We start from the raw sequence: 25,151 nt of genomic DNA, 5'->3' as shown, positions 1-25,151 counted from the left end.
CCCTGGGTCGCCGTTGATGGAGACCTACGCCCGCCTGCCGGTGAGCCTCTGCCGCGGCCGGGGTGTGTGGGTGTGGGACAGCGAGGGCAGGCGCTATCTCGATTGCGTCGCCGGCATCGCGGTCTGCACCCTGGGCCACAGCAACGGGCGTCTGCGGCGGGCTCTGGCCCGCCAGCTGGGCCGGCTGCAGCACGTGTCCAACCTCTACCGGATTCCGGAACAGGAGCAGCTCGCCGCCTCAATCACGGCCCGCAGCTGTTTCGATCGGGTCTTCTTCTGCAACTCCGGTGCCGAGGCCAACGAGGCCGCCATCAAGCTGGCCCGCAAGCACGCCCAGGTGGTCCGGGGCCTGGTGGGCACGGTGGAGCGGCCGCCGCTGATCCTCACGGCAGAGGCCAGTTTTCACGGCCGCACCCTGGCCACCGTGACCGCCACCGGCCAGCCCAAATACCACCAGGGGTTCACCCCGATGGTGCAGGGCTTCCGCTACTTCCCCTACAACGACACCGCCGCCTTCGAGGCCCTGCTTGAGGCCTCCGAGGCCGAGGGACCAAGGGTGGCGGCCGTGCTGCTGGAGCCCCTGCAGGGGGAAGGGGGCGTGCACCCTGGTGAGCGGGCCTTCTTCCAGCGGGTGCGCCAGCTCTGCGACGCCCATCAGATCATGCTGATCTTCGATGAGGTGCAGATCGGCGTGGGCCGCAGCGGCCACCTCTGGGGCTACGAGCGCCTGGGGGTGGAGCCCGATGCGGTCACCCTGGCCAAGGGCCTGGGGGGCGGCATCCCCATCGGTGCCCTGGCCGTGAAACGGGCCGTGGATCATTTCCGCCCCGGCGACCACGCCAGCACCTTCGGGGGCAACCCCTTCGCCTGCCGGGCCGGCCTCACGGTGCTGGCCGAAATCGAGCGGCGGCAACTGCTGCAGCACGTGCAGGCGATGGAGGCGCTGCTGTGCCAGGAACTCTCCGCCCTGGTGCAGCGCCACCCACACCAGCTGACGGGCGTGCGCGGCTGGGGCCTGCTGCAGGGACTGGTGCTCAGCGGGGCAGGGCCCAGCGCTCCGGAACTGGTGAAGGCCTCCCTGGCCCAGGGGCTGCTGGTGGTGGCGGCGGGCCCAGGCGTGGTGCGCTTCGTGCCGCCGCTCACCATCCGCCCCCGGGAGCTGCGACAGGCCGTGGCACGGCTGGAGCGGGCCCTGCTCAGCCTTGCCTGACGCCCCTCGAGCCGGGTCCGCCGGGACCCTGCCCGGCTCCGATCCGTTCGCCGACCTGATCCAGCCCTTCAGCCACCGGGGCGTGGACCTCGGCCTGGAGCGCCTGCAGGCGGCCCTGGCCGATCTGGGCCACCCGGAGCGCCGCTTCGCCGCCGTTCAGGTGGCGGGCACCAACGGCAAGGGGTCGATCTGCACCCTCGTGTACGCCGCCCTGCTCGCCGCAGGCATCCGCGCCGGCCTCTACACCTCGCCCCACCTGAGCAGCTGGACGGAGCGGATCCAGCTGGGCGGCGCACCGATCTCAGGCACCCAGCTGCGGACCCAGCTGCAGGCGGCGCGGCCCGTGGCCGAGCGCCACCGGCTCACCCCTTTCGAACTGGTGACGGCCGCCGCCTTCCTGGCCTTCGCTGAGGCGGACCTGGAGCTGGTGGTGCTGGAGGTGGGCCTGGGGGGCCGGCTCGATGCCACCAGCTGCCATCCGGATCGGCGCGTGGTGGGCTTCGCCAGCATCGGCCTCGATCACCTGGAGGTGCTGGGCCCGGATGCGGCCAGCATCGCCCTGGAGAAGGCGGGCGCCCTGGGGGCGGGGGTGGAAGCCGTCAGCGGCCCCCAGATGCCGGCGGTGGAGGCGGTGCTGCGGCAGCAGGCGGCCCGGCTGGGCGTGCGCCTCAGGTGGGTGACGCCCCTCGATGACAACCCCTGGAGGCTGGGGCTGCCGGGGCAGGTGCAGCAGCTCAATGGCGCCGTCGCCCTGGGGATGCTGCAGGCCCTGGGCCGGCAGGGCTGGGATCTGCCCGAGGCGGCGATCCGGGAGGGCTTTGCCGCGGCCCGCTGGCCCGGACGGTTGCAGCGGCTCCAGTGGCAGGGCCTGCCGCTGCTGATCGACGGCGCCCATAACGCACCGGCGGCCGAGCGGCTGAGGGCAGAGCTCGATCAGCACGGCCCTCGCCACGGCCTGCCCCCCGGTCCCCGCCGCTGGGTGCTGGGGATGCTGGCCAACAAGCAGGGGCCGGAGATCCTCCAGGCCCTGCTCGGCCCGGGGGATCAGGCCTGGATCGTGCCGGTGCCCGGCCATGCCGCGTGGCGCCAGAGCGAACTGCTGGGCGGTCTGGGCCCAGGCCAGGCCGCCAGGCTGCACAGCGCCCCAGACCTGCCCACCGCGCTGCGGGCCGCCGCCCGGCAGGGCCGGGGGCCGGTGCTGGTGGCGGGATCCCTCTACCTGCTGGGCCACCTGCTCGTCAGCGCGGCAGCGCCAGGGTGACGGCAACGTCCCGTGGGCCCAGAGTGAAGACCACCGCCCCGCTCGCCATGGCCCCCCGCCTCCTGACAATTTCACCGGCAGGGCTGTGGGACCAGGGGCTGAGCCAGCTGCTGAGCCGTTGCCACCAGCTGCTGCAGCCATGGCGGCGGTGGCCGTTGCTGCGCATGGCCCTGGGGCTCGGCCTGATGCTGGGCCTGCTGGCCGGCGGACTCACGGCCGGGGCAGGGCCAGCAGCAGCAGAATTCTCCGGGGTGGATTACACCCTCACCAACCAGAGCGGCAAGGACTTCAGCGGCCAGGACCTGGCCAACACCTCCTTCGCGGGCGCCTCCGGCCGCCAGGCCGACTTCTCCGGCGCCAACCTGCACGGCGCCATCCTCACCCAGGCCGCCTTCCCCGAGGCCAGCTTCGCCGGGGCCGACCTCAGTGGCGTGCTGATGGACAAGGTGGACTTCAGCGGCGCCGATTTCAGTGGCGCCAACCTCAGCGACGTGATCGCCGCCGGCAGCAATTTCAGCGGCGCCACGGTGACCGATGCCGACTTCAGCGGCGCCCTGCTCGACCGGGTCGACCAGCGCCTGCTCTGCCGCGACGCCGAGGGCACCCACCCCGTGACCGGCGCCGACACCCGGCTCAGCCTGGGCTGCTAGGGCTGGGGCTGCTGGCGCTGACGCTCCAGCCAGCCCCTGAGCTTGCCGGGGTTGAGCAGGCCGCCCGGGTCATAGGCCGCCTTGGCGGCCACCTGGTCGGCGTCGATGGCGCCCAGGCCGCCGTCCTCCACCGTGATCGCATGGGGGTTGAAGATCACCGCCCCCAGCTGCCGCGCCTGCTGCATCAGGGCCGCCAGGGGTGCTTCCCCCTGCCAGCGCAGCAGGGGCAGAGCCGCCAGCCGGGCCCGTCCCTGCTGGCGCACCGCCTCCAGATGCCAGAGCAGGTCGTCGCCCCAGCGCTCGCTGAGGGCCGCCAGGCAGGCCACTTCTGGCTGGGGCAACAGCATCTGCAGGTAGGTCCAGCCCTGCTGCTGGGCGCGCCAGTGCAGGGTGGTGTGGTTCCAGCTGAGCTCGCGCAGGGGCAGGCCCCGGCTCTCCCCCTGGGGGGCCTGCCAGCGCAGGCAGCCGCCCCTGGCCTGCAGCCAGCCCGGCAGCAGCTCCAGGCTGTCGGGCGCGGCCAGCAGCAGCAAGCGGTGTTCCCCGGGCGCCGCGGCCGGGCAGCCCGCCGGCCAGGGGGAGCGGGCCGCAATCGGTGCCTCCAGCAGGGTGATGGCCTGGAGCAGCAGGGCGGTGCCGGCCAGAGCGGACGCCGCCGCCACGGCCTGCTGCCAGGACTCGAAGCCCACCACGAGCTGCTGCCAGGCCAGAGCTTCGGTGGTGGGCAGCCGCAGGGCCGTGAGGATGCCGTTGGTGCCATAGGCGTGGTTGAGCGGCTCGCTGGCCGCCGCATCCAGGCGCAGCAGCCGCGGTTCAGGCTCCACCGTCACCACCTCCAGGCCCAGCAGGTTGCCCGGATCCCGCAGGAAGCCCCAGCGCAGCGAGCCGATCCCGCCGGATCCCCCCGCCACGAAGCCGCCGATGCTGGCGCTGCGGGCGGTGCTGGGCTGCAGCCGCAGGGCCCGGCCATGGGGAGCCAGCTGCTGCTCGAGGGTCGCCATCACCAGGCCCGCCTCCACCTCGATCACGCCGCTGCGGGGGTCCAGGCTGCGCAGGCGATTCAGCCCCATCAGCTCCAGCACCACGCCACCGGCCAGGGGCACGCACTGGCCGTAGTTGCCGGTGCCGGCCCCCCGCACGGTGAGGGGGACTCCCAGGCGAGCGCAGCCGGCTGCCACGGCCCGCACCTGCTCCACCGAGGAAGCCCGCACGGCGAGCTGGGCCCGCTGACCCTGGAACACCGGCACCAGCAGGGGGGAGTAGTCGAAGAAATCGCGCGAGAGGCGCTCGAGCTCAGCCGGCTGACCGTCCCCCACCAGCTCCAGGGGGGAGCCAGCAACGGCCTGCTCCGGGGCCAGTGCAGCAGCCAGCTCCTCAGCCAGCTGGGCGATCACCGTCGGTTCCGGCCGCGGCGGCAGGTCCCCGACGCACAGGGCCGATCCAGCATCCAGGGAAGGTGATGACATCACAACGCAACCGAGGGAAACACACAGGCCCTGACCTCAGCATCATCGGCGCTGCGGCAGCCCCAGCGCGCGGAGCAGGGGGGAAGGCTGCTCCCTGGACGGCGGCTCCAGCCACACGCCAGCCCGCAGCACCCGGCGCTGGGGGCTGCGGGCCAGCACCTCGCTCCAGCTGCGCGCCGCCAGCACCACCAGGTCGGCCGGTGCCCCGGGCCGCAGCACCCCATCCCACTCCAGCCCCAGCAATGCAGCGGCCCCGGTACTGAAAGGCGCCAGGCCCTGGCGGCGGGTAGGCACCACGTGGCTGGTGAGAGCAACCAGGCGCAGCAGCTCGATCGGATCGAAGTCGCCGCCTGGGAACCAGGGGTCCTGGACGTTGTCGGCTCCGATCGCCACCTGCACCCCGGCCCGCTGCAGGGTGGCGATCGGAGCCTGCACCCTTCGGTGCGGCGTTCTACCAGGGCGCCGGCCCAGCAACCAGAGGTTGGTGAGCGGCAGGGCCACCACGCCGATGCCTGCCTGGGCCAGCTGCTCGGCCAGCCGGTCGGCGCGGCGATCCGACAGCAGGGCCAGGCTGGCGGCGTGGCTGCAGACGATCGGCACCTCACAGCGCTGCTCCAGGGCCTGGCGCACCACCAGCTCCACCCCCCGGGCGGGCTCCGTGTCCGCCTCGTCCACGTGCAGATCCACCGCCGCCCCATGGCGCTCGGCCAGGGCCAGCAGGGCGGCCAGGGCCTCGCGGTCGGAGAGGCTGGCGCCATAGGGCGGGCCCAGCACGCCGCCGAGCACCCCGCCCCGCTCGGCCACCCAGCGGGCCAGCTCCTCGCCCTGGGGGGTGAGCCAGTGGAGCAGGGGCGTCAGGGCCACCAGCTGCAGTTCCACCCGATCGGCCCAGCGGCGGCGGATCTCGAGCAGGGCCTCCCAGCTCGCCTCGGCCCCCGGACCGACGCTGTCCACATGGCTGCGCAGGGCCCGTATCCCCTGGCGCCAGGCCCGTTGCAGGGCGGACTCGGCCCGCTCCAGCACCTGGGCCTCGCTGCGCTGGCCGTACTCCCTCTGGTTCTGAGCCAGGGCGCCGGCCATGGTGCCGTCCCAGTTCGGGAAGCGCTGGGCCGAAAAGGCCTTGTCGAGGTGGGCGTGGGGCTCCACCAGGGGTGGCAGACCCAGGGGCAGCGGCTGGGCAGCGGCCTCGGCCCCCAGGGGGCGCAGGCCACTGACCCATCCCTGCCGCCAGCTGAACTCCACGGCCACCAGGCCCTCGTCATCCACGGGGCCGAGATCCTGCAGCCGGGCCTCCACCAGTGCCCGGGGCAGGCGCAACTCCAGCCGGCCGGCAGCGGGCTGCTGGGCGCTCATGGACCCGGCTCCCGCGCCTTCACGATCACGAACTGGCCGGCCACACCCACGGTCGTGGCCTCAAAGCGTGGCACCCGCCAGCGCAACACCTGCTGGCCCCCCAACTGGCTGTGATAGATGCTCAGAACTCCGAGATTGGTGCGGCGGGTCTGCCGCTGCACCGCCGCGCCCAGGGCCGTCCGCTGGGAGGCCACCAGGGCGGCGCAGTCGGCCAGCGCCAGCCCCAGCACGGTGGGCAGGCCGCTGCTCTCACACACCCGGCCGGAGAGCTCCTCCACCAAGCGGTCTCCAGCGAAGTCGGCGAACTCTGCGGGGCCGGGGTTGGTCCAGGCCAGCATGCCCCCGGCCGTGGCAAGCAGGACCGCCCCCCCCACCAGGGGGACGTACCAGGCGGAGCGGCACAGGGCAGGCAGGGCAGAAGGAGCTGAGCTGCCGCCAGCCTGGCATCAGGGCGCAGCAGCCGGCGGGCCCCGCAGGGCCCTGTCCAGCCCTGGAGAGCCGCCCACGACTTGGTACATTGGCGCCGACCATGGCGGGCGTCGCCAAGTGGTTAAGGCAGCGGCTTGTGGCGCCGCCATTCGGGGGTTCGAATCCCCTCGCTCGCCCTTCCATCCCCGCTCAGGGGGGCCATCAGGAGGCCAGGAGATCAGCCCCGGCTGACCCCATCGAGCGCCTCCAGAAGCATCCCGGCGCCCTGGCGCACGGGATCGGCGCAGGGAAGCCCCAGTTGCTCCGCCGTGCGGGCGGTGGCCTCAACGGCCTCCTGCGCCGACAGCTGCGCAGTGTTGAGGGCCACCGCCCGCACCCTGGGACGCAGGCCATCGCCGCGGCCCAGGGCCGCCAGGCCCTCCACCACGGCGATCAGCTCCTGCAGCGGTGGGATCGCCTGGTGGGGCAGACCCTTGATGTGGCGCTGGCCGGCCCGGTGCACCAACAGCAGCTCGGTGGGCTGGCTGCCCCGCAGCAGGGGCAGGGTGGCGGTGGAGCCCGGGTGGCAGAGGGAGCCCTGGCCCTCCACCAGCAGCAGACCGTCCGGGCCCAGCCCAGCGCCCGCCTCCAGCACGGCGGCCTCCACGGCACCGGCGGCATAGTCCACCCGCACTGCGTCCAGGGGCACACCGCCACCGGCGATCAGGATGCCGGCCTGGCCGGTGCCCACGAAGCGCGCCGCGCGGCCGCGCCGCCGGGCTGCCGCCAGCAGCTCCAGGCAGGCGCTCATCTTGCCCACGGCCATGTCGCTGCCCACGGCCAGCAGGCGCCGGCAGGGCAACGCCGCCGCCCTGGCGCTCGCCACCACCAGCCCTGGCGGCTCCTGGCGCAGATCCCAGATCCACGCCCCCGGGGCCCGCAGGGCCGCCAGCCCGGGGTCGTCGCCGATGCGGCTGTGCAGCCCGCTCGCCACCGACCAGCCCGCCCCCAGGGCCGTGGCCAGGTCGGCCCGCAGCGCCGGCGGCAGCTGCCCCCCGGAGGGCGCCAGCCCCACCACCGCCACCGCGGGCCCCAGGGGCAGGGCCGCCGCCACGCTCTCCAGCACCGGCACGGCGCGATCGATGCCGGTCACCTCCTTCAGGCAGCGGCCGGCGTGGGCCGGATCCACCACGGCCAGCAGCGGCCCCTGCCGGTAGCGCAGCATCGCCAGACCGGTCTTGCCGGAGAGGTTGTCGAGACCGTCGTGGAGCAGCAGCACCACCGGATCCTCGGGCTGCAGGGTGGCGGCGGCGGGCTGCGCTGCCGACCAGGCCGCCGGCACGCCGATGCCCAGCCCCGGGCCGCTGGACAGCACCAGCTGATCGCCGCGGCAGTCGAGGCCCGTGAAGGGGTCGTCCACCAGGTTGAGGTGGCTGTCGAGATCGGGCCAGCGCACCAGGGGAAGCAGCTGGGCCGCGGCGCCGTTCAGCAGGGCGCCGTCGGAGTAGCAGCCCAGCATCACCCCCAGCCCCAGGCGCCGCGCCGTCTGGGCCATCAGCAGGGCCTCCGTGAGCCCGCCGCTCTTGAGCAGCTTGATGTTGATCCCATCGGTGTGGGGTGCCAGCCGCAGCAGATCCTCGAGGTTCCAGCAGCTCTCATCGGCCACCAGGGGCATGGGGCAGTGGGGATGCAGGGCCGCGAAGCCGGCCGTGTCGCGCTCCGGGTCCAGCTGCGGCGCCAGCGGCTGCTCCAGCAGCACCACCCCATGGGCCTGGAGCTCGGGCAGCAGGCGCAGGGCGTCCTCCAGGCTCCAGCCCCCGTTGGCATCCACCTGCAGCTCACAGGCCGCGCCAGCCTGCTGCCGTTTGCGCTCCAGGGCCTCCGCCACCGCCTGCAGCAGGGCGCGGTCGTGATCGAGGCCCTCCGGGCTGCCCAGCTTGAGCTTGATGCGGCTGGCGGGCAGCTGCTGCCACCAGCGCTCGAGCCGCGCCAGCACCGCCGTGGGGGTGCCCAGCCCCAGGGTGACGCTGGTGGCGACACAGGCGCCTGGATCCAGGCCCCAGAGCCGCCAGAGGGGCTGGCCGAGGCGCTTGCCCCGCCAGTCGTGCAGGGCCAGATCGAGGCCACAGCGGGCGGGGGGCGAGAGCTGCGCCAGCAGCGGTTCCAGGCTCTGCGACACCAGGGGTGAAGCCCCCTGCAGGTGCGGGGCCAGGGCCTCCAGTTCGGCGGCGACGGCGGCGGTGTCGTAGTGGCGGTGGCCGGTGTCGAAGCCGCCGGCTTCCCCCAGGCCCGTGAGGCCCTCGTGGCTCACCTCCACCAGCAGATGCTCCACCGCGCTGGTGCTGCCGCGGCTGATCGCCAGAGGCACGGCTTTGGTGAGGCGGAACGGGCGCAGGCGGCAGCGCATCGGTTCGAGCCCCTGGCAGGTGCGGCGTTGAAACCACGCTGGCACGGGCTCGGTCGCACCGAAGCGCCTGCGGGCCAGCGGGGGGGTGAGGCTGGGCGGCGCTCCAGACTCCTGGCGTCGGCCGGCCCCGGCATCGGCCCCTCCCCGCAACCTCGCGATGGCCCCGTCCAGCGTCAACGCCACAGCGATCCAGGAGATTCTCGAGGAGGCCCACGCCCGCTTCTCAGACCTGAGGGATGGCCAGCCGGCCCGCTACATCCCGGAGCTGGCCAAGGCCAACCCCGACCACTTCGGCATTGCCCTGGCCACCACCAACGGCCACGTGTACAGCGTCGGAGACACCGCTGAGGCCTTCACGATTCAGTCGATCTCCAAGCCGTTCTCCTACGCCCTGGCCCTGAAGCTGCTGCCGGCGGAGCAGCTGCTGCAGACGGTGGGGGTGGAGCCCTCGGGGGATGCCTTCAACGCCATCAGCCTGGATGGGGGGTCAGGCCGGCCGCGCAACCCGATGATCAATGCCGGCGCGATCGCCACCACAGCCCAGGTGATGGCCCAGGCCCCCGGCCGGGCCGAGGCCCTGCTGCTCGACTTCTATTCCAGCCTGGCCGGCCGGCCCCTGGCGGTGGATGAGGCCGTGTTCCGCTCCGAGCGGGACAGCGGCCACCGCAACCGCGCCATCGGCCATCTGCTGCGCCAGTTCGGGATCATCAGCAGCGACCCTGAGCCCAGCCTGCAGCTCTATTTCCGGCAGTGCGCCGTGTCGGTCACCTGCGTCGATCTGGCCAGCATGGCCGCCACCCTCGCCTGCCAGGGCCGCCATCCCCGCACCGGCCTCAGCGTGATCGAGCCGGAGATCACCACCAAGGTGCTGGCCGTGATGGGCAGCTGCGGCATGTACGACTACGCCGGCCAGTGGCTGCACGATGTGGGCATGCCGGCCAAGAGCGGCGTGGCCGGCGGCCTGCTGGCCGTGGTGCCCGGCCGTCTCGGGCTGGCGGTGTACTCCCCGCCCCTGGACAGCCTGGGCAACTCGGTGCGGGGCGTTGCGGTGTGTGAGTGGTTGTCCCGGCAGCTGGATCTGCACCTGTTCAACCAGCCCGCCCCGGCGGGGCGCTGCCTGCGCTCCAGCAGCGACGGCTGCCGGCGCCATTCGCGCCGCTGGCGCCACCAGGGGGAGCGCGACTGGCTCGATCGCCAGGGCGCCCGGCTGAGGCTGCTGGAGGTGCAGGGGGTGCTCGATTTCGCCGCCGGCGAGGAGCTGCTGGCGGAGATCGACCGCCAGGGCACGGCGGGATCCGTGCTGGTGCTGGACCTGGCCCGGGTCAGCAGCCTGACCCCCGTGGGCGCCAGGTTGATGCGGCAGCAGCTCGGCAGCCTCGGCCCCCGGCACAGCACCGTGTTGCTCTGCATGGGCAGGCATGGGGAGGCGCTGTGGCCGGAAGGCCTGGATGTGCCGACGCCAATCCCCTGGCTGAAGACCTTCAGCAGCCTGGATGAGGCCTTGGAGCACGCCGAAGAGCTGCTGTTGGCGGAGCGGCCCGCCCCGGCCGCGCCGCCCCTGGAGCAGCGGCCGGGGCTGCTGGAGCGCTTGCCGCAAGCGAGTCGCAAGGTGCTCGAGCCCCTGCTGCAGCGGCGGCAGTTCCAGGCCGGAGAGCTGGCCTGCCGCGGCGGGGGCCCCGGCAGTGATCTGTTTCTGATCGAATCGGGCCGCTTCAGCGTGCTGAACGCCGCGGGCTCCGACGGGCGCCAGGAGCGCCTGGCCAGCTTCGGCGCCGGCTGCTGGTTCGGAGAGGTGGCCTTCCTGGGCAGCGACGAAGGCAGCGCCGATGTGCTGGCCGAGGCCCCGGGAAGCTGCCTGGTGCTGGGCCGCGAGGGCCTCGTGCAGCTGGAGCGGCAGCATCCCGCCGCGTTGATCCAGCTGATGCGGATGCTCCATGGCGAGCTGGCCTGCAAGCTCGAGCGCACCAACCAGGAGCTGCTGCTGCTGGAGGAGGGCTGAGGCCGGCCCTGGCCGCCGAGGGTTGAGGGCGGTCGTGGCGGCCATGCGGGAAAATGGGGCGATGACGGCAACCCACTCCTCCCAACTGGCGTCCCCCCCTGCACCAAGCGCCCCGGTGCCGGGGCGGGGCAGCTACTGGATCACCACTTTCGGCTGCCAGATGAACAAGGCGGATTCCGAGCGGATGGCGGGAATCCTCGAGACCCTGGGCTACCGCCAGGCCAGCGCCGAGCTCAGCGCCGATCTGGTGCTCTACAACACCTGCACCATCCGCGACAACGCCGAGCAGAAGGTGTACAGCTACCTGGGCCGCCAGGCCCAGCGCAAGCGCCTCAACCCCCACCTCACCCTGGTGGTGGCGGGCTGTGTGGCTCAGCAGGAGGGTGAGGCGCTGCTGCGGCGCGTGCCCGAGCTGGATCTGGTGATGGGCCCCCAGCACGCCAACCGGCTCGACACCCTGCTGGCTCAGGTGGAGCAGGGCCAGCAGGTGGTGGCCACCGGCGAGCACCACATCCTTGAGGACATCACCACCGCCCGCCGCGACAGCGCCGTGTGCGCCTGGGTGAACGTGATCTACGGCTGCAACGAGCGCTGCACCTACTGCGTGGTGCCCTCGGTGCGGGGTGAGGAGCAGAGCCGCCGGCCCGAGGCCATCCGCCTGGAGATGGAAGGGCTGGCGGCCCGGGGCTTCCGCGAGATCACCCTGCTGGGGCAGAACATCGATGCCTATGGCCGCGACCTGCCCGGCATCACCCCCGAGGGCCGCCGCCAGCACACCCTCACCGACCTGCTGCACCACGTGCACGACGTGGAGGGCCTGGAGCGGATCCGCTTTGCCACCAGCCACCCCCGTTACTTCACCGAGCGGCTGATCGACGCCTGCGCCGCCCTGCCGAAGGTGTGTGAGCATTTCCATATCCCCTTTCAGAGCGGCGATGACGCCGTGCTGAAGGCGATGGCCCGGGGCTACACCGTGGAGCGCTACCGCCGCATCCTGAGCCGCATCCGTGAACGCATGCCCGATGCGGCGATCAGCGCCGATGTGATCGTGGCGTTTCCAGGCGAATCCGACGCCCAGTTCCGCCGCACCCTGGCCCTGATCGAGGAGATCGGCTTCGATCAGGTGAACACCGCCGCCTACTCGCCACGCCCCAACACCCCTGCCGCTGACTGGCCTGATCAGCTCAGCGAGCCCGTCAAGGTGGAGCGTCTGCAGGAGCTCAATGCCCTGGTGGAGCGCACGGCGCGGCGGCGCAGCGCCCGCTATCAGGGCCGCCTCGAGCAGGTGCTGGTGGAGGGCCCCAACCCCCGCCAGGCCAGCCAGTGGATGGGCCGCACCCGCACCAACCGGCTCACGTTCTTCAGCGCTGATCAGCGGGCCGGCGCCGGGCCTGGCTCAGGGGCTCCGGCCGTCCAGGCCGGCGATCTGGTGAACGTGCGCATCGAGGAGGTGCGGGCCTTCTCGCTGAGCGGCACACTGGCCTGAGTTTCAGCCTGGGATGGCTGCCCGCCGCGATGACCCCTGCCCCAAGCCAAGGCCGGATCCATGTGGGCCTGATCTTCGGCGGGGCTTCCGGGGAGCACGCCATCGCCATCCGCTCGGCCGCCACCGTGGCCGGCGCCCTGCGCACCGAAGCCAATGCCGCCCGCTATGCGCTGAGCTGCTTCTACATCGATCAGCGCGGTCGCTGGTGGGGACCGGAGCTCGCCGACCAGGTGCTGGCCCAGGGCACGCCGGCCGCCCCCAGCCAGCTGGCCGCCGGGCCGGATCGCTCTGGATTCCAGGGGTTTCCCGATACAGCCCTGGCGGTGGACGTGTGGTTCCCGGTGCTGCACGGCCCTAACGGTGAGGACGGCACAATCCAGGGGTTATTCACCCTCATGCAAGTGCCATTCGTGGGCTCAGGGGTGCTTGGCTCGGCCGTGGGCATGGACAAACTCGCCATGAAGGCCGCCTTTGCCGCCTCAGGTCTCCCCCAGGTGCCCTATGCCGCCGTGACCGCCCCTGAGCTCCAGAGCCGAGCTGGGGCCGAGGCCGTGCTCGATCGGCTGGAGGCCCAGCTCAGCTACCCCTGCTTCGTGAAGCCCGCCAACCTGGGCTCCTCCGTGGGCATCAGCAAGGCCCGGGATCGGCCCTCCCTGCTGGAGGGCCTGCGCAGCGCCGCCATCCTCGACCCCCGGGTGGTGGTGGAGCAGGGCGTCACGGCCCGGGAGTTGGAGTGCGCCGTGCGGGGCGGCGGCCCCAGGCCCTTCAGCGCCTCGGTGCTGGGGGAGATCCGCTTCGACGCCGACTGGTATGACTACCAGACCAAGTACAGCGATGGCAGGAGCCAAACCCTGATCCCTGCACCGGTGCCCGAAGCGGTGGCCTCCCAGGCCCGCAGCATGGCCGTGCAGGCCTGCGAGGCCCTGAATGCCTCGGGGCTGGCCCGGGTCGATTTCTTCTACGCGGAGGGCGAGGCGGGGGGCGGCAGCCTCTGGCTCAATGAAATCAACACCCTGCCGGGCTTCACCAGCCTCAGCATGTACCCGATGCTGTGGCAGGCCACCGGCGTCGCCCTGGACACCCTGGTGGATGAACTGATTCAGGCCGCCCAGGAGTGGCCCCAGCCTGGAGGCCCAGCTCCAGGACGGTTCGAAGGAGGTTCCACATGATTCACGGCTTGCTCTGGCTTCCGCTGCTGCTCGTCTTCCTGCTGCTCACCTCCCTGGGCTGGCTGGAGCGACGGCGGCAGCGCCTGTTCAGGGACTGGGCCGAGGGGTCCGAACTGGCCAAGCTCGACGGCTGCGGCGCCGCCAGGTTGGTGGACGGGGTGCTCAGCTGGAGCACCTTCCATGCCGGCGCCCTGGTGGAACAGGGCTGCTTCAGCATCAAGCAACTGGAGCTCGTGGAGTTGCTGGCGCTCGGATCGGGCGAGGCACCCCTCACGGAGGAATCCCAGGGGGCCTGCCGGCTGCGCCTGGTGGGGGGCGGCGAGCAGAAGGATCTCCCCTTCGCCGACGCCGAGCGGGCCCGGCGCTGGATGGATGAACTGATGGCCAGCTCCCGCTGTGAGCTGTGAGTCCGGCGCGGCCCCTTCCCCCAGGAGCTGAGCGCCGGCGCCAGCTTCGCCTTGAGCGGCGGCGCGAGCGGCTGCGCAATGCCTGGCGGCTGCTGGTGCTGCTCGGTCTGGCTGGGGGCCTGGGCTACGTGCTGCTGCGCCAGGGCTGGACCCTCAGCAGCCCGCAGCAGGTGGAAGTGGAGGGCAGCAAGCAGCTCGGCCCTGAACAGGTGATCGAGGCTGCCGGGCTGACCTTCCCCCAGCCCCTGCTCAACCTGGAGCCCAGCCGGGTCGCCGCCACCCTCGCCGAGACCCTGCCCGTGGAGGAGGTGCGAGTGACGCGGCTGATGGCACCGCCGCGGCTGCGGGTGAAACTCACCGACCGTCAGGCCGTGGCCCGGGCCCAGCGCCGCACCGCCAAGGGCAGGGAAACGGGCTTCGTGGATCGTTACGGCCACTGGATGAGCAGCCGCCAGGGCGCCCTCATGGCCAAGGAGGCGGCTTCCGGACTGCTGGTGAGCGGCTGGCAACCGCGCCATCGCCCGGTGCTGGCTGAGGTCCTGGAGAGGCGCGGCGGTCTGGGCAGCGACCTGGTGGAAATCCGTTTCTCCCCGGAAGGCGCCCTGTGGCTGCGAAGCGCCAGTCTGGGTCTGGTGCGCCTGGGTCCCGCCGACGCCCAGCTCCCCCGCCGCCTGGACGTGCTGGCCCACCTCGTCAAGACCCTGCCGCCCCAGCTCAAGGGGAAGCCGCTGAAAACTCTCGACCTCACCGATCCGGAACAGCCCGAGCTGGCCCTGCAGCAGGCTCCGAAAGCCACACCCCCCTCCCCTTAAGCGGCCCCTAAGCAGGCGTTAAGCAGGCCTTGAACCATCCTTGGCCGTCGCAGTTGCACGCCCGTTGCGTGGGCAAAAGGGCAAAGGGTCGCAATCAAACAAACCTAGAGTGGCCTCCTGCGGACATAATGCGCCCAGCTCACCGGCACCCCAGCCCCATGGCGCAAGACGACGGCCCCAATTCCGTGCCGCCGATCCAACCGGGTGATTCGATTACGCTGCCCGCCAGCCCGACGGCCAATGGTGCCTCCGCCAACCGCGACGCGATGACCCATAGCTCGACCCACGCCGCCGGCATTGTTCCCAGCCAGACGGCCCGGATCGAGGTGATCGGCGTGGGTGGAGGCGGCAGCAATGCTGTGAATCGGATGATCGCCTCGGAACTGCACGGGCTTGGCTACAGGGTGCTGAACACCGATGCCCAGGCGCTGTTGCAGTCTGCGGCCCAGAAGCGCACCCAGCTGGGGCAGAAGCTCACCCGCGGCCTGGGGGCCGGCGGCAACCCCGTGATCGGGCAGAAGGCCGCGGAGGAATCCCGGGCTGAGCTGCAGGAGTCGCTGCAGGGCGCTGATCTCATCTTCATCGCTGCCGGCATGGGCGGCGGCACCGGCACCGGCGCCGCCCCGATCCTGGCGGAGGTGGCCAAGGAGGTGGGGGCCCTCACCGTGGGCATCGTCACCAAGCCATTCGGCTTCGAGGGCCGCAAGCGCATGCGCCAGGCCGAGGAGGGCATTGCCCGGCTGGCCGAGCATGTGGACACCCTGATCGTGATCCCCAACGACCGCCTGCGGGACGAGATCGCCGGCGCTCCCCTCAATGAGGCCTTCCGCGCCGCCGATGACGTGCTGCGCATGGGCGTGAAGGGCATCAGTGACATCATCACCAAGCCGGGCCTGGTGAACGTGGACTTCGCCGACGTGCGCTCGGTGATGGCCGATGCCGGCACCGCCCTGCTGGGCATCGGCGTGGGCTCGGGTCGCAGCCGCGCCAGCGAGGCAGCCCAGGCCGCCATGAGCAGCCCGCTGCTGGAGTCGGCCCGCATCGATGGCGCCAAAGGCTGTGTGATCAACATCAGCGGCGGCAAGGACATGACCCTGGAGGACATGACCACGGCCTCGGAGGTGATCTATGACGTGGTCGACCCCGACGCCAACATCATCGTGGGCGCCGTGGTGGACGAGCGGCTGGAGGGTGAGATCCATGTGACGGTGATCGCCACCGGCTTCGAAGGTGGCACCACCTACCGCCCCGAGCGGCCGGCGGTGAGCTTCGCCACCAGCCCCCCGTTCACCCCCAGTCCCACAGCGGAAGAGCGCGGCGCCAAGATCCCTCCCTTCCTGCTGAACCGCCAGGGGCGGCCAGGTGATCACGAGAGCTGAGGCCCTAGCCGCACTCCCTGAGGATTCCAGCTGGAATCAGCTCCGGGCTGCGGTCGGCCAGCGCCGGCTGCTCGCACTGGGGATCCAGCCCTGAAGGGGGTGACCCGGATTCCACGCCTGCCCTGAGCATCCCGTGTGGCTGCTGCCTTCCGGTCCTGACCAGGTTTGGGCGTCGGGGCCGCGTGGGTCCGAGTCCTGCGGATGCTAGCAATGGGCCCCCTCCCCCTTGCCCTTGCACCCCGTGCCCCTGCGCCCCGCCGATCTGGCCCGTCGCAAGCAGGCCGGCCTGCCGATCAGCGTGCTCACCGCCTGGGATGCCCTCTCGGGTGCCCTCGTGGCCGAGGCGGGGGCTGATGCGGTGCTGGTGGGCGATTCCCTCGCCATGGTGGTGCTGGGCCACCCCACCACCCTGCCGGTGACCCTCGACGAGATGCTGCATCACTGCCGCGCCAGCGCCCGCGGCATGGCCAGCGCCTGCTCGGCGGGCCATGAACCGCTGCTGATCTGCGATCTGCCCTTCCTGAGCTACCAGTGCCACCCCGATGACGCAGTGGCGGCCGCCGGCCGGGTGCTGAAGGAGAGTCCGGCGGCGGCGGTGAAACTGGAGGGTGCTGAGCCCGAAACTCTGGCGGTGATCGACCGCCTGGTGCGCAGCGGCATTCCGGTGATGGGCCACGTGGGGCTCACGCCCCAGTCGGTGCATCGCACCGGCTACCGGCGCCAGGCCACCGATGCCGCCAGCCGTGAACGGCTGCGCGGCCAGGCCCGTGCCCTGGAGCAGGCTGGCTGCTTCGCCCTGGTGGTGGAGCATGTGCCGGCGGAGGCAGCCACGGAGCTCAGCCGTAATCTCGCCATCCCCGTGATCGGCATCGGTGCCGGCGACGGCTGCGACGGACAGGTGCGGGTGACCGCCGATCTGCTCGGGCTCACCAGCAGCCAGCCGCCCTTCAGCCCGCCGCTGCTGCAGGGTCGCTCCCTGGCGGTGGAGGCGCTGCGCCTGTGGCTCGCAGCCCAGAGTCGTCCAACCAGCACCACAGCTCCCGCAGCACCGCATTGCTGAGGGCCAGGCCCTGGGGATCGCTCAACCGCCAGCGCTCCCCTTCCAGCAGCAGCAGTCCCCGCGCCAGCCAGGGCTGCAGCCGTCGCCTGAGCCGGCCCAGCTCGGCCCTGATCGCCTCCTCCTGCCAGCCTTCTGCCCGCAGCAGCTGGGCTGGCCGCACGCCCTCCCGCCGCCGCAACCCCACCATCAGGCGCTCATCAAGGGGCATCCCCGCCGTCTGGAACGCGCTGGCCTGGCCCAGCGGCCCGACCTGAGCCAGCGTCGCGGCCTGTTCCAGCCAGCGGGCGTAGGCCTCCCGCGTGCGGGGCCTGGCCTGGCGCTCCCCCCAGGGGGCCGCCGTGGCCCCCATGCCAAAGCCCCACCAGCCCGCCCCGCTCCAGTACACGCGGTTATGGCGCGAGGCGTGGCCCGCCAGGGCGTAGTTGGACACCTCGTAGTGGCCATAGCCGGCCGCCCCCAGCGCGGCGCTGCTGAGCTCCATCAGGTCGGCGGCCAGATCGTCGTCGGGCAGGGCCAGCCGGCCCTGCTCCAGGCGCCTCGCGAACACGGTGCCGGGCTCGATCGTGAGGTCGTACACCGAGAGGTGGGGAGCGCCCGTGGCGACCGCCTGGCCCAGCTGGTCTCGCCAGCCCTCCAGGTTCTGGCCGGGCACCGCCTGGATCAGATCCAGGCTCCAGCTGGCCAGGCCGCCGTCGCGCCGGGCCTGGGCCAGCCAGCGGCAGGCCTGGCGCAGGTCGTGGCCGCTGTGGCGTCGCCCCAGCTGCTGCAGCACGGTGTCGTCAAAGCTCTGGCCACCGAGGCTCACCCGGTTCACGCCGGCGTCGAGATAGGCCAGCAGGCGGGCCCGGTCGAAACTGGCAGGATCCAGCTCCAGGCTGATCTCCGCCCCTGGCACCAGGCCGAAGCGCCGCTCCAGGGCCCGCAGCAGCGCCCCCACCTGCTGGGGCTCCAGCAGCGAGGGGGTGCCGCCGCCCAGATACACCGTGGACAGTGGCGGCGGTGGCGGGCCTACGGGCCAGGGGGCCATGGCGATCTCCCGCCGCAACAGCTCCAGGTAGGCCGCAATCGAGGCTGAACCGGGCTGGCCCCGCGCCGCCCCGGCCCGGTCGCCCAGGGGCACCACCGGGAAGTCGCAGTAGAAGCAGCGACGGTGACAGAAGGGAATGTGCAGGTAGGCGCTGCGGGGGGGCAGTGGCGGCGACCCCACAGGCCGCGCCAAAGGTGTGGAGGCGATCAAGTGCGGTTACCTCCGCAGGCCAAACCGGCGGGTTTCAGCCATGCTGCGCACTGGATCGCCCGGAGCTCGCCACACAGCGTCAATGGTGGACTCCCTCATCCTCATCCTGTTCATGATCTCCGGTGCCGCCGCCGGATGGCTGGGGGTGGACCTGCTGCCCAAGGCCATGCTGGCCGAGGTGGACAACCCCGAGGGTCTGCGCACGGTGCTGGGCGGCTTCGGGGCCTTCTTCGGGCTGATCGCCGGGGTGTTCTTCGGCCAGCTGCGCCGCAGCCTGATGCGCCAGGTGCGCAGCATGCCCACCGACCTGCTGGTCAGCCGCGCCGTGGGGCTGATTCTCGGCCTGCTGGTGGCCAACCTGCTGCTGGCGCCGATCCTGCTGCTGCCCCTGCCCTGGGAGGTGGTGTTCGTGAAGCCCCTGGCGGCGGTGCTGAGCAACGTGTTCTTCGGCGTGTCGGGCTACAACCTCGCCGAGGTGCATGGCCGCACCCTGCTGCGCCTGTTCAACCCCAGCAGCACCGAGGCCCTGCTGGTGGCCGAAGGGGTGCTGCAGCCAGCCAGCGCCAAGATCCTCGACACCAGCGTGGTGATCGATGGCCGCCTGCGCGGCCTGCTCGACTCCGGTGTGCTGGAGGGCCAGGTGATCGTGGCCCAGTGCGTGATCGACGAACTCCAGGCCCTGGCCGATTCCAGCAATGCCGAAAAGCGCGGCCGCGGCCGCCGCGGCCTGAAGCTGCTCACTGAGCTGCGCGAGCAGTACGGCCGCCGCCTGGTGGTGAACAGCACCCGCTACGAGGGCAAGGGGGTGGACGACAAGCTGCAGGCCCTCACCGCCGACACCGGCGGCACCCTGCTCACCACCGACTACAACCTGGCCAAGGTGGCCGAGCTGAAGAGCCTCAAGGTGCTCAACCTCAGTGAGCTGGTGATCGCCCTGCGGCCCGAGGTGCAGCCCGGCGATGAGTTCCAGCTCAAGATCGCCCGGGAGGGCAAGGAGGCCGACCAGGGCGTGGGCTACCTGGATGACGGCACCATGGTGGTGGTGGAGGGAGCCCGCGAGAACATCGGCGAGCGCCTGCCGGTGGTGGTCACCGGCGCCCTGCAGAACCCAACCGGCCGCATCGTCTTCGCCCGGCGCGAGCCCGTGCTCCATGCCACCGCCACCGAAGCGGGCAGCCATGGCAACGAGCGGGGGGGGGAGCGATCCACACCTCCCGCCAGCAAGCGCAAGCCGAGGGCCTCCCGCTAGGCTCCGATTCAGTGCCTGTCAGGGTCAACGGATGTCGGTGTCAGCTCCTTACTACGGCGATTCCGCCGTGATGCGCACACCGCCGCCGGACCTCCCCTCCCTGCTGCTCAAGGAGCGGATTGTGTATCTGGGCTTGCCGCTGTTCAGCGACGACGAGGCCAAGCGCCAGATGGGCATCGATGTGACCGAACTGATCATCGCCCAGCTGCTCTATCTGGAATTCGACAATCCGGACAAGCCGATTTTCTTCTATATCAATTCCACCGGCACATCCTGGTTCACCGGCGATGCCATCGGCTTTGAAACCGAGGCCTTCGCCATTGCCGACACGATCAGCTACGTGAAGCCGCCGGTGCACACGATCTGCATCGGCCAGGCGATGGGCACCGCCGCCATGATCCTCAGTGCCGGCACCAAGGGCCAGCGGGCAGCCCTGCCCCACGCCACGATCGTGCTGCACCAGCCCCGCAGCGGCGCCCGCGGCCAGGCCAGCGACATCCAGATCAGGGCCCAGGAAGTGCTGAACAACAAGCGCACCATGCTGGACATGCTGGCGGCCAACACCGGCCGCAGCGTGGAGGAGCTCTCCAAGGACTCCGACCGCATGACCTATCTCACTGCTGCCCAGGCCCTCGAGTACGGCCTGATCGACCGCGTGCTCACCAGCCAGAAGGACCTACCCAGCGGCATCCCCCTGGCCGCCCAGCGCAGCCCCGCCGGCATCGGCTGAGCCTGGCCAACCAGGTCCCCCCCCCTTTCTCTCCACCCCCACCACTCGCCGCCTCCCAGCCATGCCCATCGGCACCCCCAGCGTTCCCTACCGCCTGCCCGGCAGCCAGTACGAGCGCTGGGTTGACATCTACACCCGGCTCGGTGTGGAGCGGATTCTGTTTCTCGGCTCCGAGGTGAATGACGCGGTGGCCAATGCGCTGGTCGCCCAGATGCTCTACCTGGACTCCGACGACAACTCCAAGCCGATCTACGTCTACATCAACTCCCCGGGGGGATCGGTGACGGCGGGCCTGGCCATCTACGACACGATGCAGTACGTCAAGAGTGACGTGGTGACCATCTGTGTGGGTCTGGCTGCCTCCATGGGGGCCTTCCTGCTGGGCGCCGGCACCAAGGGCAAGCGGCTGGCCCTGCCCCACAGCCGGATCATGATCCACCAGCCCCTCGGGGGCACCAGCCAGCGCCAGGCCAGCGACATCGCCATCGAGGCGAAGGAGATCCTGCGGATCAAGGACATGCTCAACCACAGCATGGCCGACATGACCGGCCAGGACTTCGAGAAGATCCAGAAGGACACCGATCGCGACTACTTCCTCAGCGCCGCCGAGGCCAAGGAGTACGGCCTGATCGATCGGGTGATCTCCCACCCCAGCGAGGCCTGAGCCGGCCGGTCGGCGGCCCTTGCGTAAGCTCAAACCCTGCTCCCCGCCCTCAGCCCCAGCCCGGATGGCCCAGCTCTTCTACGACTCCGACGCCGATCTCAGCCTGCTGCAGGGCAAGACGGTGGCCATCATCGGCTACGGCTCCCAGGGCCATGCCCACGCCCTGAATCTGAAGGACAGCGGCGTCGCCGTGGTGGTGGGCCTCTACGAGGGCAGCCGTTCCGCCGAGAAGGCCAGGGTCGATGGCCTTGAGGTGCTGAGCGTGGCCGATGCCTGTGCCAAGGCCGACTGGATCATGGTGCTGCTGCCCGATGAGATCCAGAAGACGATCTACGAGACGGAGATTGCTCCCCACCTCAGCGCCGGCAAGGTGCTGAGCTTCGCCCACGGCTTCAACATCCGCTTCGGGCTGATCCAGCCCCCGGCCGAGGTGGACGTGGTGATGATCGCCCCCAAGGGCCCCGGCCACACCGTGCGCTGGGAATACCAGAACGGCATGGGGGTGCCGGCCCTGTTTGCGGTGCAGCAGGACGCCAGCGGCAACGCCCGTGCCCTGGCCATGGCCTACGCCAAGGGCATCGGCGGCACCCGCGCCGGCATCCTGGAGACCAACTTCAAGGAAGAGACCGAAACCGACCTGTTCGGTGAACAGGCCGTGCTCTGCGGTGGCCTGAGCGAACTGGTGAAAGCGGGCTTTGAAACCCTCGTGGAGGCGGGCTACCAGCCCGAGCTGGCCTATTTCGAGTGCCTGCACGAGGTGAAGCTGATCGTGGATCTGATGGTGAAGGGCGGCCTCACCGCCATGCGCGATTCAATCTCCAACACCGCCGAATACGGCGACTACGTGAGCGGTCCGCGCCTGATCACTGCCGCCACCAAGGCCGAGATGAAGCGCATCCTGGCTGACATCCAGGACGGCACCTTCGCCCGCAACTTCGTGGCCGAGTGCGACGCCGGCAAGCCCGAGATGACCAAGATCCGCCAGCGGGACGCTGAGCATCCGATCGAGCAGGTGGGCACGGGTCTGCGGGCCATGTTCTCCTGGCTCAAGGCAGCCTGATTCCCCCCTCCCTGCTGTGGGGCAGCGCCCAGGCGGGCGGCAGCCTCACCCTGGCCTCCACGGCCTGGCTGGTGAGCGGGCTCAGCCCCTCACCGCTGCTCAACAGCCTGCTGCCGGCCCTTGGCACCCTGCCGGCCCTGCTGCCGCTGCGGCGCCGGGCCTGGGGCTATGGGCTGCAGCTGCTGGCGGTGCTGGGGCTGCTGGCGGTGGCGGCGGCCCAGGCCCTGGGATGGCTGCCTGCGCCCTGGCTGCTGGGGGCGTCACTGCTGGGAGTTCTGCTGTTCGCCCTCGGGGCTGAGCTCTCCGAGCTGCCACTGCAGCGGCGCCTGCTGCGCCATCCCGGCAGCTCGATCGAGCAGCTGCGGCGCGGCTCGGATCTGGGCTCCCTGGTGGGCTACCTGCTCACCGCCCTGCTGTTCCCGGCAGCCCTGCAGTTCGGGCCTGCCCTGCTGCTGTTGCTGCCACTGGGGCTGCTGCTGGCCGTGCGGGGCCGGGGCCGGGCGGTCGGCGAGGCTCAGCGCCCGAAGCCTCCGGCGGCGACGCCAGCGGCCCAGGAGCCTCCTGCTGGCCTGGCTCCGGCTCAGACCATCCCCTTCAACCGGCTCTGCGCACTGCAGGGGTTGCTCTTCGGCGGACTGTTCGCCCTGTTGCCCCTGTGGGTTCGGGCCGTGGGAGAGGGCGAGTGCTTTGATTTCGCCATGCTGCTGGCGGCCTACGGGCTCGGCCGGGGCTTGACGGGACTGCTGCCGCCCCTGAGCGGGCCCCTGCGCTACGGCCTGATGGCGGCCCTGCTGGGAGCTGCCCAGCTCGTACCTGGCTGGACGGCGGTGCTGCTGTTCCTCCCCTTAGGGGGGCTGGCCGCGGCCAGTGATGCCGCCCTGGTGGGAGCCCTGGGCCCCCTGGGAGATGCCCCCTTGCGCTGGACGGTGCTGCAGCGCTCCGGGGCGGTGGGCGGCCTGGCCGGCAGCCTCGGCATGGGTCTGCTGAGCCAGCTGCTCGGCCTGACGCTGGCCCTGCCGCTGCAGATGCTGGCCTTCGCGGCGCTGGCCTGGCCCCTGGGCCGATCCCGCTGACCTTGCTGCTGCCGCTGCTGATGCCGCTGCTTCAGGTGTTGGAGGTGCTGGCAGCCGCCCTGCTCGATCGCGGCCTGGGTGATCCCCAGCACTGGCTCCATCCCGTGCAGGTGATGGGCTGGGGCATCGGCCGCCTGCGGCGGCTGGCCGAGGGCTGGGCCGCAGGTCGCCCTGGCCGGTTGCGCTGGGCCGGTGGGGGCATCACGGCGCTGGTGGTGGGGCTCAGTGGCTCTGCCGGCTGGCTGCTGGAGCATTGGGCGGCTCACAGTGCCCTGGGGGTGGCGCTGCTGGTGGTGGGACTGGCCAGCGCCCTGGCCGGCCGCAGCCTCGACAAGGCCGTGAACGGGGTGCTGGAGCTGCTGGCGGCGGCGGATCTGGAGCCCGCCCGGCGGCAGCTGGGGCGCATCGTGGGCCGCGACACCGACCAGCTCAGCCGCGAGGAGATCCTGCGCGCCCTGGCAGAAACCGCCAGCGAGAACGCCGTGGACGGCCTGTTCGCGCCGCTGTTCTGGATGCTGGCCGGCGCGGTTGTGAGCCCGTTGGCGCAGGGGCTGCCGGGCCCCCTGGCCCTGGCCTGGGGCTTCAAGGCGGCCAGCACCCTGGATTCGATGCTGGGCTACCGCCGCGGCAGCCTGGCCTGGCTGGGCACGGCCGGAGCCCGGCTCGACGACCTGCTGGTGTGGCTGCCCTGCCGCCTGGTGGCCCTGAGCCTGCCGCTCGCCGCCGGCCAGGGCCTGGCCGGGGCCTGGCGGGGGCTGGGCCTGGCCCTGCGGGATGGGGCGCCCGATCCCTCGCCGAATGCGGGGGTGTCCCAGGCGGCCTATGCCCATGCCGTGGGGGTGCAGCTGGGGGGCAGCAACCGCTATGGGGGCAAGCTGCGGCGTAAACCGCTGCTGGCGGCGGGCCTGCCGGCAGCGGATGCCGCCGCTGTCAAGCGGATGCTGCGGCTGTCGCTGCTGCTGCAAGGGCTCTGGCTGGCCGCAGCCTTCCTGGTGGCGGGGCTGTCCCCTTTCATCACGAAAGCTCTCAGCTGATTGCCCGGATGGGCGGATCTGCCGAAGCTGCGGGCACGTCCCAGGGCCCATGCCGATTCGCGACCTCCTTGAAGAAGCCCTCCAGGAGCCGGACATCGGGACCACAGCCTGCTTCCGATGGCATGCCACTCCAGTGGGTATCGCCGCGCTCTGGCACGCCGGTACCGCCCCTGCAGCCCCGCCCTATGAGGACGCCCTCAAGGAAGCCCTGCAGGTGGGGCTCGACCTCAGCCGCGAGGAACGGGAATTCCACCAGATCAGCTCAGGGCTGGTGCTGCTGTTCCATTCCTGAGGCGGCCGCGGAGGCAGGAGGCGGCACCGGGGCGGGAACGCCGAACACAGGAGCCCATTCGTGCAGGGTCCAGCTCACACACCCCTGCGCGATCAGGGGGTCGTGGCGCACCAGCCCGGAGGCCTCATCCCAGCACTCGGCCCAGAACAGCAGCATGCCGCCGGCACCCTCAGCACCACGGCGGTCGGCCCAGTAGCCACTCACGGGTCGATGGCCCTGGGCTTCGAGCTCGGCCAGCCAGGCCAGATGCAACGGCACCACCGCATCGAAGTGGGCCTTGTCCACCAGACCCTTCTCCAGCTTCACAAACCAGGGCATCGCTGCGCCCACGTGCGACTGGGGGCACTCTGCACCCCCATGTCCCAGTCCAGGCGGCGACCTTTCGAACTGCCTGATGGGGCCCGATCAGAGCTCGCCCACCTCATCGGAGCTGGCCGGATTGGCGATGGCCTGGCGGCTGGCCGGGCTGCGCAGACCCTCCAGCAGATCGGCCAGCAGGGACGTCATCTCAATGGGCAACGGCACGGCGGGCTCCGCATCGGCGGCCAGCACCACCACCGCGCAGGCATCCATCAGCCGGGAGGCCTCCTGGGCGCTGAGGGACATCAGGAACTGACCGTCGCACTTGGTGATGCGCATCGCCCTCGACGAGCAGCCTGACCATTCAGAAGCTAGGGCGTTCAGCAGGAGGGCGCCACGAGAGGGCCGATCCGCCAGGGCCCACCCCAAAGCAGCTTGCCGAGATCAG

23 protein-coding genes, 1 tRNA gene, 1 other RNA gene and 2 pseudogenes are annotated in these 25,151 nt (G+C 71.5%); 18 read left to right on the top strand and 9 right to left on the bottom strand.

Features of this window, described 5'->3' with window-relative positions:
• The first annotated feature begins 16 nt into the window (after positions 1 to 16).
• The 3 genes from ACWJIO_RS06380 to ACWJIO_RS06370 all read left to right on the top strand — a co-directional run bounded on the left by ACWJIO_RS06380 (position 17) and on the right by ACWJIO_RS06370 (position 3,121).
• Positions 17 to 1,210, top strand: a complete 1,194-nt coding sequence (locus ACWJIO_RS06380) for an acetylornithine/succinylornithine family transaminase (RefSeq protein ID WP_480312182.1) — start codon at positions 17 to 19, stop codon at positions 1,208 to 1,210.
• Positions 1,203 to 2,471: a bifunctional folylpolyglutamate synthase/dihydrofolate synthase gene (locus ACWJIO_RS06375; protein WP_480312180.1), complete on the top strand. Its 1,269-nt coding sequence runs from the start codon at positions 1,203 to 1,205 to the stop codon at positions 2,469 to 2,471. Before ACWJIO_RS06380 ends, ACWJIO_RS06375 begins: the two co-directional genes overlap by 8 nt.
• Before the next feature lie 185 nt (positions 2,472 to 2,656).
• Positions 2,657 to 3,121, top strand: a complete 465-nt coding sequence (locus ACWJIO_RS06370; RefSeq protein WP_225875945.1) for a pentapeptide repeat-containing protein — start codon at positions 2,657 to 2,659, stop codon at positions 3,119 to 3,121.
• On the opposite strand, the gene ACWJIO_RS06365 is transcribed toward ACWJIO_RS06370, so the two are convergent.
• From ACWJIO_RS06365 to ACWJIO_RS06355, 3 genes are read right to left on the bottom strand one after another with little or no spacing between them, the layout of a single operon-like run.
• Positions 3,118 to 4,584, bottom strand: a complete 1,467-nt coding sequence (locus tag ACWJIO_RS06365; RefSeq protein ID WP_480312179.1) for an FAD-binding oxidoreductase — start codon at positions 4,582 to 4,584, stop codon at positions 3,118 to 3,120. The genes ACWJIO_RS06370 and ACWJIO_RS06365 overlap by 4 nt on opposite strands.
• Positions 4,585 to 4,626: 42 nt before the next feature.
• A complete protein-coding gene (locus tag ACWJIO_RS06360; RefSeq protein ID WP_480312178.1) occupies positions 4,627 to 5,937 on the bottom strand; it encodes an amidohydrolase family protein in 1,311 nt (436 codons plus the stop codon).
• Positions 5,934 to 6,311 carry a DUF4359 domain-containing protein gene (locus ACWJIO_RS06355; protein WP_480312177.1) on the bottom strand — a complete coding sequence of 126 codons (378 nt, stop codon included), beginning with the start codon at positions 6,309 to 6,311 and terminating at the stop codon, positions 5,934 to 5,936. The genes ACWJIO_RS06360 and ACWJIO_RS06355 overlap by 4 nt, the downstream gene beginning before the upstream one ends.
• A 158-nt stretch (positions 6,312 to 6,469) precedes the next feature.
• Between ACWJIO_RS06355 and ACWJIO_RS06350 the strand changes: the two genes are divergently transcribed.
• Positions 6,470 to 6,542 (top strand) — tRNA-His (locus ACWJIO_RS06350).
• Between the two features lie 41 nt (positions 6,543 to 6,583).
• Here ACWJIO_RS06350 and ACWJIO_RS06345 read toward each other — a convergent pair.
• Both ACWJIO_RS06345 and ACWJIO_RS06340 read right to left on the bottom strand, forming a co-directional pair.
• A pseudogene (locus tag ACWJIO_RS06345) lies at positions 6,584 to 7,513 on the bottom strand (DUF1611 domain-containing protein); the annotation flags it as partial.
• A 177-nt stretch (positions 7,514 to 7,690) separates the two neighbouring features.
• Positions 7,691 to 8,752, bottom strand: a pseudogene (locus tag ACWJIO_RS06340) (dipeptide epimerase); the annotation flags it as partial.
• Positions 8,753 to 8,909: 157 nt separating this feature from the next.
• Here ACWJIO_RS06340 and glsA point away from each other — a divergent pair.
• The 6 genes from glsA (at position 8,910) to ftsZ (ending at position 16,004) form a co-directional block, all read left to right on the top strand.
• Positions 8,910 to 10,751 (top strand): glutaminase A, encoded by a 1,842-nt coding sequence (gene glsA, locus ACWJIO_RS06335; protein WP_480312176.1) that lies wholly within the window; start codon positions 8,910 to 8,912, stop codon positions 10,749 to 10,751.
• Positions 10,752 to 10,812: 61 nt separating this feature from the next.
• The gene (gene miaB, locus ACWJIO_RS06330; RefSeq protein ID WP_480312175.1) at positions 10,813 to 12,237 is read left to right on the top strand and encodes a tRNA (N6-isopentenyl adenosine(37)-C2)-methylthiotransferase MiaB; all 1,425 of its coding nucleotides are present in this window, start codon (positions 10,813 to 10,815) and stop codon (positions 12,235 to 12,237) included.
• Positions 12,238 to 12,266: 29 nt separating this feature from the next.
• Positions 12,267 to 13,406: a D-alanine--D-alanine ligase family protein gene (locus tag ACWJIO_RS06325; RefSeq protein WP_480312174.1), complete on the top strand. Its 1,140-nt coding sequence runs from the start codon at positions 12,267 to 12,269 to the stop codon at positions 13,404 to 13,406.
• On the top strand, positions 13,403 to 13,813 hold the full coding sequence (locus ACWJIO_RS06320) for a hypothetical protein (RefSeq protein ID WP_480312172.1): 411 nt from the start codon (positions 13,403 to 13,405) through the stop codon (positions 13,811 to 13,813). The genes ACWJIO_RS06325 and ACWJIO_RS06320 overlap by 4 nt, the downstream gene beginning before the upstream one ends.
• Entirely contained in the window at positions 13,810 to 14,625 is an 816-nt protein-coding gene (locus ACWJIO_RS06315) for a cell division protein FtsQ/DivIB (protein WP_480312171.1), read from the top strand. The genes ACWJIO_RS06320 and ACWJIO_RS06315 overlap by 4 nt, the downstream gene beginning before the upstream one ends.
• Before the next feature lie 266 nt (positions 14,626 to 14,891).
• Positions 14,892 to 16,004 (top strand): cell division protein FtsZ, encoded by a 1,113-nt coding sequence (gene ftsZ / locus ACWJIO_RS06310; protein WP_480312417.1) that lies wholly within the window; start codon positions 14,892 to 14,894, stop codon positions 16,002 to 16,004.
• 98 nt (positions 16,005 to 16,102) lie between these two features.
• Here ftsZ and ffs read toward each other — a convergent pair.
• Positions 16,103 to 16,199: signal recognition particle sRNA small type (gene ffs / locus ACWJIO_RS06305), an RNA gene on the bottom strand.
• 52 nt (positions 16,200 to 16,251) lie between these two features.
• Here ffs and panB point away from each other — a divergent pair.
• A complete protein-coding gene (gene panB, locus ACWJIO_RS06300; protein ID WP_480312415.1) occupies positions 16,252 to 17,064 on the top strand; it encodes a 3-methyl-2-oxobutanoate hydroxymethyltransferase in 813 nt (270 codons plus the stop codon).
• On the opposite strand, the gene hemW is transcribed toward panB, so the two are convergent.
• On the bottom strand, positions 16,952 to 18,301 hold the full coding sequence (gene hemW / locus ACWJIO_RS06295; RefSeq protein ID WP_480312169.1) for a radical SAM family heme chaperone HemW: 1,350 nt from the start codon (positions 18,299 to 18,301) through the stop codon (positions 16,952 to 16,954). The genes panB and hemW overlap by 113 nt on opposite strands.
• Before the next feature lie 82 nt (positions 18,302 to 18,383).
• On the opposite strand from hemW, the gene ACWJIO_RS06290 reads away from it, so the two are divergent.
• The 7 genes from ACWJIO_RS06290 to ACWJIO_RS06260 all read left to right on the top strand — a co-directional run bounded on the left by ACWJIO_RS06290 (position 18,384) and on the right by ACWJIO_RS06260 (position 24,403).
• The gene (locus ACWJIO_RS06290) at positions 18,384 to 19,550 is read left to right on the top strand and encodes a PIN/TRAM domain-containing protein (protein ID WP_480312168.1); all 1,167 of its coding nucleotides are present in this window, start codon (positions 18,384 to 18,386) and stop codon (positions 19,548 to 19,550) included.
• Between the two features lie 31 nt (positions 19,551 to 19,581).
• Positions 19,582 to 20,280, top strand: a complete 699-nt coding sequence (locus ACWJIO_RS06285; RefSeq protein WP_480312166.1) for an ATP-dependent Clp protease proteolytic subunit — start codon at positions 19,582 to 19,584, stop codon at positions 20,278 to 20,280.
• A gap of 61 nt (positions 20,281 to 20,341) precedes the next feature.
• Positions 20,342 to 20,944, top strand: coding sequence for an ATP-dependent Clp protease proteolytic subunit (locus ACWJIO_RS06280; protein WP_480312164.1), 603 nt, complete (start codon positions 20,342 to 20,344; stop codon positions 20,942 to 20,944).
• 64 nt (positions 20,945 to 21,008) lie between these two features.
• Positions 21,009 to 22,004 (top strand): ketol-acid reductoisomerase, encoded by a 996-nt coding sequence (ilvC, locus tag ACWJIO_RS06275; RefSeq protein WP_480312163.1) that lies wholly within the window; start codon positions 21,009 to 21,011, stop codon positions 22,002 to 22,004.
• Between the two features lie 71 nt (positions 22,005 to 22,075).
• Positions 22,076 to 23,077 carry a hypothetical protein gene (locus ACWJIO_RS06270; RefSeq protein ID WP_480312161.1) on the top strand — a complete coding sequence of 334 codons (1,002 nt, stop codon included), beginning with the start codon at positions 22,076 to 22,078 and terminating at the stop codon, positions 23,075 to 23,077.
• Positions 23,078 to 23,097: 20 nt separating this feature from the next.
• Positions 23,098 to 24,111, top strand: a complete 1,014-nt coding sequence (gene cbiB, locus ACWJIO_RS06265; protein WP_480312414.1) for an adenosylcobinamide-phosphate synthase CbiB — start codon at positions 23,098 to 23,100, stop codon at positions 24,109 to 24,111.
• 49 nt (positions 24,112 to 24,160) lie between these two features.
• Complete coding sequence (locus ACWJIO_RS06260; RefSeq protein WP_480312160.1) at positions 24,161 to 24,403, top strand: hypothetical protein; 243 nt, start codon at positions 24,161 to 24,163, stop codon at positions 24,401 to 24,403.
• On the opposite strand, the gene ACWJIO_RS06255 is transcribed toward ACWJIO_RS06260, so the two are convergent.
• Both ACWJIO_RS06255 and ACWJIO_RS06250 read right to left on the bottom strand, forming a co-directional pair.
• The gene (locus ACWJIO_RS06255) at positions 24,374 to 24,721 is read right to left on the bottom strand and encodes a YciI family protein (protein ID WP_480312158.1); all 348 of its coding nucleotides are present in this window, start codon (positions 24,719 to 24,721) and stop codon (positions 24,374 to 24,376) included. The two genes, ACWJIO_RS06260 and ACWJIO_RS06255, sit on opposite strands and share 30 nt — an antisense overlap.
• Before the next feature lie 87 nt (positions 24,722 to 24,808).
• A complete protein-coding gene (locus ACWJIO_RS06250) occupies positions 24,809 to 25,042 on the bottom strand; it encodes a hypothetical protein (protein WP_480312155.1) in 234 nt (77 codons plus the stop codon).
• Positions 25,043 to 25,151: the final 109 nt, after the last annotated feature.

Source organism: Paraciimarium castrense LEGE 11436 (assembly GCF_056633055.1).
Note: the sequence above shows the minus strand (reverse complement) of the source record. Positions and strands in the feature narration are given on the sequence as shown.